Origin of the sequence: Prevotella sp. E13-17 (assembly GCF_022024035.1) — a bacterium.
In the GTDB taxonomy this organism is placed as follows: Bacteria; Bacteroidota; Bacteroidia; order Bacteroidales; family Bacteroidaceae; genus Prevotella.
The window spans coordinates 1,912,870-1,924,945 of the sequence record NZ_CP091787.1; the positions used below are offsets into that span (position 1 = coordinate 1,912,870).

Below are 12,076 nucleotides of genomic sequence, written 5' to 3' on the forward strand. Positions count from 1 at the left end.
CATCAATGCCCTACACTGATGGTATCTAACATGAGATGTAGCTCAGCATTGTCGATTCCCATTGACGCGATGAGATCCTCTTCATATTTAAACTCTCGTTCGAAGTCCACATGCTTTACGTTCAGCGCACGAAAAATGCTTGAAGCATCCAACGGCTTTCCCTCGAACCAAAGACAATAGCCATAGTTCAAGGTGTCTTGTATATTTGGTTCCTCGGCAGAAAGTAACTGTGAATAAATTTTTTCTGCTTGTTCAAACTTGCGGTTGACAGTAAGCCCCCAAGCAAATACACGTTGAATCTCAACATCTTCGGGATAAAGATAAGACAATTGATAGAGTAATTTCATGGCATCCTCATAACGCTTAACGTGAATAAGGCATATCGCATTGTTCAACTGATAACCCTTATTATCAGGATGTTCAACAAGCAAATCATCATATATCTTCATGGCTCCCTCATAGGCGCCTTCTGAAAAGTAGGCTCGTGCCAAGGCTGCCATAGCTCTTTCATCATAAGGCTTCAAACTGAGAGCCATCTGATACTGGTAGGAATTGATGCGATCAAAATGTCGCAAAATACTGCCTTTAAGCATGTAAAACTGATAATCACGTGTCTTTTCGCTACAGTTCTCCAACACACTCTGCGCCTCTTTATAGTAATGATGCTTGACCATGAAGGCTGCCACCTCGACAAAACGACTCTCAAGTGGAGTTTCCCTAAACAACTTATTGCCAAAGAAGGCGTATTCTATCAAACTAGCATCAGCTGCAAATGGATTCTGAAACTCATTACGGTAAGGGAAGAGCATAAAGAAGCGATAGAGGTTTTGCAGGTATAGCCTTCTGACAAAGGCTGGGTTTCGACGCTCGTCATCAGCAATTTGGGCACCCAAGATGACAGCAGAAGCTTCGCCATCGTTTAACATCTTCACCATATCACTTGGCATATGACGATACACTTGGTCGAAAGCCAACACGAATGAGTAAAGGTCACTGTCGCAAAAGGCACTCGTCTTGGTGAGATTATGCAGAATATTCTTTGCCTTTGAGTTGTTCCACATTTGGCTGATACTTGGATGCTGAGGATAGAAAGGCATAAACCAGTTGAGCGCATCATTAAAGAAGGGGAAGCGCTTCATCTGAGAAAAGCCACCGAAGAAAATATCAGAGCCCTGTTTCTGCATGTCAATCATCTTTTGCATGCTCTTCTCCATGCGCTCCATATTTTGCTCTGAAGCTTCAGGATGCAAGATATCTTCCAAGGAGTCGTCTTCTAATTGCTCAATTCCATGGCGCGTGATTCGCAGGTTATTGCCAGCCATCAGGTCAGGCATAATCTCATTTCGTATTTTCTTGCTGTCATTCTCCACATCCATACAGTAGAGCATCTGCAGCTGCAGCTCGGTTATCTCCTGACAACAACGCTCATCGCTGCAAACCTCACGAATCAGATCCTTCATTTCTGTGTAGAGTAATGCTCGCTCGGCATTCATCGAAAGCACCCACCCTACTAAAGCGCGCTGCCTAAGTCGCTCGTCTGTAGCCTTTTGATAGACGTGCATCAAAACCTTGAACTTATTAGGTCCGAAAGCGTTCATAGCAGATATTGTGATAGCACTCACGATGAGCTGTTGATCGTTCACATCAATCGTTGGCGACAATATGATGTCTTCAAAAGCATCTGCCAGACAATCCTTCCACAGACGTGACGTTAGAATATAGTCGAAAAGGTCGTGCATCATGTCCTGATGTTCTTGATAGACTAGATCAAGTTTTGCCTGTCTCGTGTGAGGAGGCTCGAGTTCAAGAATGGCCACTGTAGAAACAAACGTCTCAAGATCATGTTTCACATTGGACATAGACCAATCTTTTCGGATCTGTCGGGGACGGTTATATAGGGAGTTCAGGAAGGAACTATTGCGAATACGCTGATGTATCATTACATTAACTGTCAGCATATAGAGACGACGAAGCAAACTATCATATAATTCTGCACGTTTAGGATCGGCATACCCACGTTGCCAATATTCTGCCATCAACTGATAATCAGACCTGATGCCAGAAAGTATCTCCATATCCCGCATACTAGTGTGTGATAATAGATAGTTTTCAAGTTCGTCAATAGCCTTACCTAATCTTCGATTTTCGATGAGCTCGATAATCGCATTGAGCGTTTCATTTTGTTGCATTTTGATTGGTATAATGGTTTTGGGTTCGCTTCAACCAGCCACTTACTTGTTTCACATCTGCGTCACGTGGAGGCACTATATGATGATAGCGAATGTCTGTGGGCAAAGAATCACAAGTTGACTCATCTGTGTGGCAGTAACGACTGATTATAGTTTTGTAGTTATTTAGTCCTTTGATATTGATAGAGTCACAAGCCATATTATAAGCTTTGACAAATGCTTTCATTTGCCGTTGTCTCATCGTGTCTTGTCGAACGATGGGATTGAAGGCAATAACACCCAATTGTATATTCAGGTCGCGACTATCAAACAACTGGCGATGTTTCATGTTATGTGCCTCGGTAGCCATTGGTTCGGTCAACATTAGAGCATCCATAATGCCATTGCGCAACATATCCATTCGCACATTCACGTCGTTGACCTGAACGCGAAACACATTTTTCGACTTCAGCTTGAGGCTGTCCAACAGGTAATCGACGAGGAAATCAGTTCCTGAAAAACGAGTCACAGCTATCATCTTGTCCTCTAACTGACTGATACGGACAATACGTGCCGCACGGTTAGTAATAAGTTTCCACTGAAGATTTGTAGAAGATATATAATCTAACGGAGTGCCTTTTAGCTTCAAATACTCGGTTCGCACCAAATCAGTGACGAGCCCCTCTACCCTTCCATTCAGAAAAGCCGTGTCCTGATCCATTTGTGCTTTATAGTGAACCAAACGAACATCTACACCTTCACGCTGAAACATGCCATTTGCCTCAGCAAGAAAAAGCGGCATACAATCGAGCGTTGGCAAGACAGCAATCTTCAATGCCAGCGAGTCCTGCCTTAATTTCTGCACCAAAGCCTCTTGTTCTTTTTGCTGTTTTTCCGCAGTCGAAGACGAACAAGCATAGATAAATATAAGCGCTAATAAATATATATAGGTGTATTTCATCACTCATTTCGAATTTGTCGCAAAAGTAAATATTTTCTTTGATACTACGAAATAAATGTGTAACTTTGTAGCATAAAAAAAACTTAAAAACAGATGAGCAAAGGAAAAACTGCGTATGTTTGTTCTAATTGTGGACAAGAGTCGGCTAAATGGATTGGCAAATGTCCTGCTTGCGGACAATGGAACACGTTCAAGGAAATCAAAATCGAAACCGACAACAGTCGCACAACAGCTACCTCAATAGCAGCACAAGCTGGACACGCACTGAGAAGTAATCGCGTACAGAGACTACGTGAGATTAGCAGTCAAGCTGATCCGCGCATAGATATGCACGACGATGAACTGAATCGCGTATTAGGTGGCGGATTGGTTCCAGGCTCAATCGTACTTCTTGGCGGCGAACCAGGTATTGGAAAATCAACCCTCTCGCTCCAAACGGCATTGAACATGCCAGAGAAAAGGATCCTCTATGTAAGCGGCGAAGAAAGTGCTCATCAGCTAAAGATGAGAGCCGAGCGAATTCCTCACAAAGATATTGACAATTTTCTCATCTTATGCGAAAATTCTCTTGAACACATTTTCGAGCATGTCAAGGAAGAGAAGCCCGAGCTTTTGATTATTGACTCTATCCAGACAATAGCCACAGACGAGGTTGAATCGAGCGCGGGTTCTATCGCACAAGTCAGAGAGTGTGCATCTTCTTTACTCCGCTTTGCAAAGACAAGTGGGGTGCCAGTAATCCTCATCGGCCACATCACCAAAGAAGGCACCCTGGCAGGACCTAAGATTCTGGAACACATTGTAGATACGGTCATCCAGTTTGAGGGCGATCAACACTACATGTACCGCATCTTGCGAAGCATTAAGAATCGTTTTGGAAATACCTCGGAATTAGGCATTTACGAAATGCAGCAAACTGGATTAAGACAAGTCAGCAACCCATCCGAACTTCTTCTCACCCAAGATCACGACGGACTCTCCGGCATTGCAATATCAAGCGCCATCGAAGGCGTCAGGCCATTCCTGGTAGAGACTCAAGCATTGGTATCCTCGGCTGCATACGGTACACCACAACGTTCTGCCACAGGTTTTGACCAGCGCCGACTAAACATGCTCTTAGCTGTGCTTGAAAAACGAGTTGGTTTTAAGTTAATGCAGAAAGATGTGTTCATAAATATTGCCGGTGGTCTTCGCGTCACCGACCTCGCAATGGACCTTTCCGTCATCGCCGCCGTACTAAGCAGTAATGTTGACACGCCTATAGAAAGTGGATGGTGTATGGCAGGCGAGGTAGGACTTAGCGGAGAGGTGCGTCCTGTTAATCGCATTGAGCAACGTATTGCAGAGGCTGAGAAGCTGGGCTTTTCTCATATGATTATCCCCAAATACAACATGCAAGGCATTAATCCAAAGAAATACAAGATAGAACTCCACCCCGTACGCAAAGTAGAGGAAGCCCTCAAGGCTCTCTTCGGATAGCTACATGCCTTTAAATAAAGAAAAGTGGGTTTTCTTTTTGCATTTCATGCTTTTTTTGTATCTTTGCACCAAAATTAAACAGATAACACTAATATCAAAAAGAATAATATGTCCAATCAGCATTCTCTCGTCGGATCAAAAATCAAAAGCATCCGAGAAACTCAGAAGCTCTCTCTTGAAGAGATTGCAGAACGCAGTGGTCTGAGCAAAGACCAAATCATCGCTATTGAAAACAATGAGAACCTACCATCGCTGGGACCCTTAATTAAGATTGCCCGCGCACTGGGTGTGCGACTGGGAACTTTCATGGATGACAATGACGCAATAGGCCCTGTAGTATGTCGCGCTAAAGACCGCGAAGCTGAAACAAGCATTAGTTTCTCAAACGGAACCACCGATGCCCGTAAACATATGGAATATCATCCACTGGCTAAGCAGAAAGCTGGCCGACACATGGAGCCATTTATTGTTGATATTCAACCCTGCGAGGAGAAAGAATTCATTTCTTCTGCCCACGAAGGCGAGGAGTTTATTTTCGTGATGCAGGGCGAAATAGAAATTGACTACGGCAAGGAGAAATACACACTGAAAGAAGGCGACAGCATTTACTACGACTCCATCGTGAAGCACCACATCCACGGTGCAGAAGGCAAAGCCGCAAAAATCATGGCTGTAGTTTATATCCCTTTCTAAACATAGACAAAGGATGAACAACGTAAAATTAGATATGGCAGGCAGACCTCTGCCAGACAGAACATACCCCGCCGAAACCGGCAGCACTGGATACACACTTTCAGAACGCACATTAGGACAATGGTTAGAGCACTGGGCAGAAACGACACCCGACAAAGAGTATATTGTTTACTCTGATCGCGACTTGCGTTTCACATGGAGCCAGTTTAATCAGCGTGTTGATAATCTGGCCAAAGGTCTTATTTCCATTGGTGTCAAAAAAGGCTCAAACGTAGGTATTTGGGCAACCAACGTTCCCGATTGGCTCACGTTCCTATATGCTACCGCCAAGATAGGGGCCGTACTGGTGACCGTGAATACCAATTACAAGCAAAACGAGTTGGAATATCTTTGCAAAGACTCCGATATGGAGGTGCTTTGCATCACCGATGGCACATGGGATTGTAACTATGTGGACATGACTTATACCATGCTTCCCGAGTTGAAAACCTGCGAACGTGGTCATCTGAACAGTGAGCGCTTCCCCTTCCTGAAGAATGTGGTATATATAGGTATGGAGAAATATCGCGGCATGTACAACACCGCCGAACTGCTGCTGCTGGGACAAAACGTCGAAGACGACACGCTCAATGAGATGAAGAAGAACGTGAACTGTCATGATGTGTGCAACATGCAATACACCAGTGGCACCACTGGATTCCCCAAGGGTGTCATGCTGACCCACTACGGCATCACCAACGATGGTTACTTCACCGGTGAGAACATGGGGTTCACTCAAGACGACAAACTTTGCGTCTGCGTGCCCCTTTTCCACTGTTTTGGCGTTGTGCTGGCAACAATGAACTGCCTGACACACGGCTGTACTGAGGTTATGGTCGAGAAATTCGACCCTCTGGTAGTTCTTGCCTCTATTCACAAGGAGCGTTGTACCGCTGTATATGGTGTACCAACCATGTTTATCGCAGAGCTAAACCACCCCATGTTCAACATGTTCGACCTCTCATGCCTACGCACAGGTATCATGGCAGGCTCACTATGCCCAATCGAACTGATGAAGCAGGTGTCTGAAAAGATGTTCATGACCATCACCAGCGTTTACGGACTGACCGAGTCGTCGCCAGGCATGACACAAACTTGCCTAAACGACACCTTCGAACAGCGCTGCACTACCGTAGGTCGCGACTTCCCATTCGTCGACGTCAAAGTGCTCGACCCCGAAACCGGCGAAGAGTGTCCCGTAGGAGTACAGGGCGAAATGTGCTGCAAGGGTTTCAACGTGATGAAAGGCTACTACAAGAACCCACAAGCCACAGCCGAAGTTATCGACAAGAATGGCTATCTGCACTCTGGAGACCTTGGTGTGAAGGATGAACAGGGATTCTATAAAATTACTGGTCGTATCAAGGATATGATTATCCGTGGCGGTGAGAACATCTACCCACGCGAAATCGAGGAGTTCCTCTACCACATGCCAGGCATTCGCGATGTGCAGGTGGCTGCAGTACCTTCGAAGAAATATGGTGAAGCCGTTGGCGCATTCATCATCCTTGAAGAGGGTGCCAAGATGACTGCAGAAGATGTCCAGTTGTTCTGCCGCGGCAAGATTGCCCGCTATAAGATTCCTAAATATGTCTTCTTCATCGACAAGTTCCCACTAACAGGTTCAGGAAAGATTCAGAAGTTCAAGCTGAAGGAGATGAGTCTGGAACTCTGTAAACAACAAGGCATCGAAGTAATATAAATATGAATATCATTGAGAAATATTTCCCTAATCTGACATCAAGGCAGCTAGAACAACTGGCTGCCCTTGATGCTCTATATCACGAATGGAACGAAAAGATTAATGTCATCTCTCGCAAAGACATCGACAATCTCTACGAGCACCACGTGCTTCACTCTCTGGCTATCGCTAAATTCATTGGTTTCAAGCCAGGTACAGAGATTCTTGACTTTGGTACTGGTGGTGGCTTTCCTGGCGTTCCACTTGCCATTATGTTTCCTGAATGTCAGTTCAAGCTGATTGACGGTACGGGCAAGAAAATTCGTGTGGCACAAGAAGTATGTCAGGCTATCGGCTTAGACAACTGTCATCCAGAACATCTGCGCGGTGAAGACGAAAAGGGCAAGTACGACTTTGTGGTTAGTCGGGCTGTGATGCCCCTACCCGACCTGATGAAGATTGTGAAGAAGAACATCTCTACCAATCAGCGTAATGCCATTCCAAATGGTGTTATCTGCCTGAAAGGCGGTGATTTACAGGCCGAAAGTCGCCCATTCCGCAGAATCGTTCAGACGATGGAGCTGGCCCAATATTTCGAAGAGGAATGGTTTAAAGAAAAGCATTGCATCTATGTCCCAGTTTGACGTCAAGACATTCACCGTTAATCCGCTACAGGAGAACTGCTACATCGTCTGCGACGAAAGCAAGGAGTGTGTTATCATTGACTGTGGAGCATTCTTCCAAGAAGAACGCGATGCAGTGATTTACTACATCCGCGACAAGAAGCTAAAGCCTATTCATCTGCTCTGTACACATGCACATTTCGATCATGTATTTGGAGCAGACACCATCTATCAGCACTTTGGTTTAAAACCTAAGATGCATCAGCATGATGAATTCCTTTACAATGCGACCAACGAACAAACACTTGCCGTGATGGGGATTGCCACTAATCTGCAGGTTCCACCCTGTGGTACATTTCTCAATGATGGTGACATCATCTGCTTTGGCAATCACAAGCTGAAGGTCCTTCATGTGCCAGGTCACTCGCCTGGCAGCGTATTGTTCTATTGTGAAAAAGAAAAAGTCGTCTTTTCTGGCGATACGCTGTTTAGAATGAGTGTTGGACGCACCGACCTCCAACGCGGTTCCTGGACAGAACTAATGAACAGTATGGAAAATGTGGTTGCCAAACTTCCTGCAGACACTATCGTCTATACAGGACACGGCCCGAAGACAATCATTGGCGAAGAACTTCAAATGAATCCTTATCTTAAATAAAAGAACAAACGCTATGACTACTAGCTATATTCTAAACATCTTTATTGCGGCACTATTAGGTGGCGCTATCGGATTCGAACGCGAATACAGATCAAAGGAGGCAGGATTCCGCACCCACTTTCTTGTAGGACTTGGCAGCGGACTTTTCATGGTTCTCTCACTTCATGGGTTCGACGATTTTGTAGGCATCCAAGGAATACAACGCGACCCAAGCCGCATTGCGGCTCAGGTCGTTAGTGGTATTGGATTTATTGGTGCTGGCACCATCATCTTTCAAAAGAACGTGGTAAAAGGGCTAACCACTGCCGCAGGCCTTTGGGTTACGTCTGCCATCGGAATGACAGCAGGTACAGGCATGTATATCGTCGCCGCCACAGCCACAGCAATGGTCATTGTTTGCTTGGAACTTGTAGATTTCATTCACCATAAAGTTTTCAAGCACCCCTATGATGAAGAAATCAAAGAAGAATAATATTTCCTATTTATATTTCTGAATAAAGCTCTCTGCCTGCGTGTCACCAAGTTCTTTTGCTTTCTGCAGGTTTTCGATACCATCGGTTTTCTCTCCTTTCAAGCATTGGGCAAGACCGAGAAACAAATAACCGTCACTATAGGTCGGTTGCAACTGAACGAGTGTTTTTGATGTAGTTATAGCATCATCATACATGCCTACACGCACTAATAATGAGGCTTTCTCTGCATAGTAGAACTCATTTTGTGGAGCTAATTCGATAGCCTTTTCTATATCATTCAGAGCCTGCTGAAACAGTCTTCCACCAACTTCTGCCTGATAACGGATATAGTAAAAATTGTCATTCAACTGACTCTTCATCAACTGTTCGTAATCATTGAGGTCAACAACGGCATCGCGATAGCGATTAGCATTAAGCCTCACCTGTGCACGAACTAATAAATATGGAGCTGCTTCTTTTAGCAAAGGACGGCTAAATTGCGCCAAACAACTATCAAGCAATGCCTGCTGAGCTATACTGTCATTTTGTTTTGCCTTACACTGTGATGCCATATAGAACAACTCGGCAGAACGTATTGGAGAATCAAACAACGACTGATATAAATCGTATGCCTCAGCATACTTGTTTTGTGCAAACAGAATTGTGCCCTTTTGATACAAATAATTAGGTTGTGGCGACAATTCATAAGCCATATTGATGTCGTGCATGGCATCCTCAAAACGACCATGTGAGTATGCCAGTTGAGCTCTGCTCACATAACCATCCGGTTCTTTAGGAAACTGTTTCAAAAAATCTGAAATAACCGAAGTGTAGGTCAAAGAGTCATGAGAGCCAGCAATAAGCAACATCAATTGCGCCTGATTCAAATCGTCAGGGATGGCTTTCTTAATATGAACTGCTCGTAATGCCGGATCATTGAGACTCAGCCCTGTCATCTTTAACTGATTGGCAAAGGTAGCAGCGACCGCATAAGCCAATGTGTCGCCATCACTATTCATAGGTTGCATCACTCCCAAAACCTTACCATTGTCATCTAACAAGGGACAGCCGACAAGGTCTAAAGACGAGCGAAGCGACATCGTATAGTAAGTATAGTCTGTATTAAACGATTCCATTTTCTGAAGTTTCGCCTGCACCATGGACATCGAACCCTTATAAGACAAAATCCAACAATTAGAATTAACAGCTGGCTTTGCTGCTGCAAATTCTACAGATGGAGACTTCTTGATTGCAACCCGAAACTTGATAACGTCATATGTTTCGTTAGCACCCAGTATTTTTTCCACGTCCCATTCTTTTCCTGCATTATCTATTGCTACAGCCTTTGCTGCATTTTTAAAGGGTGCATAACTACTGATCGCCTCACCATGCTCTCCTACAAAAAAACCGCTTGAGCTACCCAATAGTTCGCCATCGGCAGAGAAAGTCTTCAGTGTAAACACTGCCTTCGACATTTTTTTACTCCATGAGGGCTGTCCAGCCAAAACTGTCAGGCTTACACAGAAAAACAATATGATTGTCAACGAGTATTTCTTCATCTTTTATCACTTTATATACAATTAATCATTTTCATTTATCTTCAGTAGCTGACGAGCATTTTCGATAGCTGCCGAACTAATATCACTACCGCTAAGCATTTGTGCTATTTCATTCACACGTTCGTCATGATTCAGGCGTAACATATGACTTTTTGTTCCATTATCGGTTTCTTCCTTATACACCTTATAATGAGCGCATCCTTTTGCTGCAATCTGCGGCAGATGAGTAATGCTAATAACTTGACGACCATGATGGCCCATTTCCGACATCATCTGTGCCATCTGCTCTGCAATTTTCCCACTAACACCAGTGTCCACTTCATCAAAGATGATGGTTGGCAACTTAACCACACCACTAATCAATGCTTTTAACGATAGCATCACACGGGCAATCTCGCCACCCGAAGCTACTTGTGAAATGGGTAACAAAGGAGTTGAGGCATTTGCACTAAAGAGAAAAGCCACGCGATCCTGACCTTTCGGTCCCAGATCAGCCTTATCTATTTGAATTTGAAACGTAACGCGCGGCATCCCCAACAATTGCAAACTTGCAATCATCTGTTTGTAAATAAGACGAGAGGCTTCTAATCGCTTCTTGGTTAGTTCCTCAGCTAATTGCTTTGCCACATCGCGCTCTTCTGACAAACGCTGTTCTAATGAAGATAGAGATTCATCACTATTATCAATGGCGTCCAGTTGTCTTTTTAAATTGTCACGCAGAGAAAACAGTTCGTCAATGGTCTCTACACGGTGTTTTTTTTCTAGATCATAGATTTTATCCAGGCGCGCATTCACTTGATCAAGTTCAGCTGGATCAAAATCCACATCCTCCAGCTGTCCACTTACATCCGTTGCGACGTCTTTAGCTTCAATATAACAAGAATTCAAGCGTTCTGCCAAATCCTTTAATTCAGGTAATACATGTTCAATGGAACGCAAAGAAGATGCAGCTTTTCGCAATGCGCCAACAGCACCCACAGACTCATTCATCAACAATGTATCTGCCTCATAAAGAGCCTGCTTAATATCCTCAGCATGCGTCATGCGTTCCTGTTTCTGTTCCAACTCATCTTGCTCTCCATCAACAAGCCTGGCAGCGTCAAGTTCATTATATTGAAATCGGAGAAAGTCGGCCTGCTGCTGATTGCGTGCAATTTCCTGACGCATATTTTCGAGTTCACATTCTGTGGCATGCATTCTCTCATAGCTTTCACGATAACGTCTCATCAAGGATTCATCATCTGCCACGATGTCGATTACTTCAAGTTGGAAATCTTGTTTTCCCAAAAGCAAATTTTGGTGCTGAGAATGGACATCTACAAGTTGATCGCCCAACTCCTTCATCAAGGATAATGCCACCGGCTCGTCATTAATAAATGCACGACTCTTTCCAGCAGATGTCAGCTCACGTCGAACAATTGTATCATCACCGTCATATTCTAAATCATTCTGATCGAAAAAAGCTTTCATCTCATAGCGTGACAAATCAAAATGTGCTTCAATGACACACTTCTCTGCCCCCTGTTTGATAGACTTAGAGTCTGCACGCTGACCAAGAAGAAGTCCAATGGCCCCTAAGATAATACTCTTTCCAGCGCCAGTCTCACCCGTAATGACCGAAAAGCCCGATTCAAAGCTAATGTCAAGCTGGTCAATTAAGGCATAGTTTTTAATATATAACTGTTTCAGCATTTTCTTATTCTTTTGCTTTGCAAAGATACTACTTTTTATTCTAATAAGCAATTGTCGCCTGTTTTTATGCT

General features: G+C 44.1%; 9 protein-coding genes and 1 pseudogene. 6 read left to right on the forward strand and 4 right to left on the reverse strand.

Annotated features, from left to right (window positions below):
• Nucleotides 1-2: 2 nt before the first annotated feature.
• Both L6472_RS07520 and L6472_RS07525 read right to left on the reverse strand, forming a co-directional pair.
• On the reverse strand, nucleotides 3-2,189 hold the full coding sequence (locus L6472_RS07520) for a tetratricopeptide repeat protein (protein WP_237803839.1): 2,187 nt from the start codon (nucleotides 2,187-2,189) through the stop codon (nucleotides 3-5).
• Nucleotides 2,176-3,033: an ABC transporter substrate-binding protein gene (locus L6472_RS07525; protein WP_237803840.1), complete on the reverse strand. Its 858-nt coding sequence runs from the start codon at nucleotides 3,031-3,033 to the stop codon at nucleotides 2,176-2,178. The genes L6472_RS07520 and L6472_RS07525 overlap by 14 nt, the downstream gene beginning before the upstream one ends.
• Nucleotides 3,034-3,222: 189 nt before the next feature.
• On the opposite strand from L6472_RS07525, the gene radA reads away from it, so the two are divergent.
• The 6 genes and pseudogenes from radA to L6472_RS07555 all read left to right on the forward strand — a co-directional run.
• Nucleotides 3,223-4,608 carry a DNA repair protein RadA gene (gene radA / locus L6472_RS07530; protein ID WP_237803842.1) on the forward strand — a complete coding sequence of 462 codons (1,386 nt, stop codon included), beginning with the start codon at nucleotides 3,223-3,225 and terminating at the stop codon, nucleotides 4,606-4,608.
• Nucleotides 4,609-4,716: 108 nt separating this feature from the next.
• Nucleotides 4,717-5,301 (forward strand): helix-turn-helix domain-containing protein, encoded by a 585-nt coding sequence (locus tag L6472_RS07535; protein ID WP_237803843.1) that lies wholly within the window; start codon nucleotides 4,717-4,719, stop codon nucleotides 5,299-5,301.
• A gap of 13 nt (nucleotides 5,302-5,314) precedes the next feature.
• Nucleotides 5,315-7,042 carry an AMP-binding protein gene (locus tag L6472_RS07540; protein WP_237803844.1) on the forward strand — a complete coding sequence of 576 codons (1,728 nt, stop codon included), beginning with the start codon at nucleotides 5,315-5,317 and terminating at the stop codon, nucleotides 7,040-7,042.
• A 2-nt stretch (nucleotides 7,043-7,044) separates the two neighbouring features.
• Nucleotides 7,045-7,665, forward strand: a complete 621-nt coding sequence (rsmG, locus tag L6472_RS07545) for a 16S rRNA (guanine(527)-N(7))-methyltransferase RsmG (protein ID WP_237803845.1) — start codon at nucleotides 7,045-7,047, stop codon at nucleotides 7,663-7,665.
• Nucleotides 7,652-8,302, forward strand: a complete 651-nt coding sequence (locus L6472_RS07550; RefSeq protein ID WP_237803846.1) for an MBL fold metallo-hydrolase — start codon at nucleotides 7,652-7,654, stop codon at nucleotides 8,300-8,302. The genes rsmG and L6472_RS07550 overlap by 14 nt, the downstream gene beginning before the upstream one ends.
• 13 nt (nucleotides 8,303-8,315) lie before the next feature.
• Nucleotides 8,316-8,723: pseudogene (locus L6472_RS07555) on the forward strand (MgtC/SapB family protein); the annotation flags it as partial.
• Nucleotides 8,724-8,780: 57 nt separating this feature from the next.
• Here L6472_RS07555 and L6472_RS07560 read toward each other — a convergent pair.
• Nucleotides 8,781-10,313: a hypothetical protein gene (locus L6472_RS07560; protein ID WP_237803847.1), complete on the reverse strand. Its 1,533-nt coding sequence runs from the start codon at nucleotides 10,311-10,313 to the stop codon at nucleotides 8,781-8,783.
• A gap of 21 nt (nucleotides 10,314-10,334) precedes the next feature.
• Nucleotides 10,335-12,005, reverse strand: coding sequence for a DNA repair protein RecN (gene recN, locus L6472_RS07565; RefSeq protein ID WP_237803849.1), 1,671 nt, complete (start codon nucleotides 12,003-12,005; stop codon nucleotides 10,335-10,337).
• Between the last annotated feature and the right edge of the window lie 71 nt (nucleotides 12,006-12,076).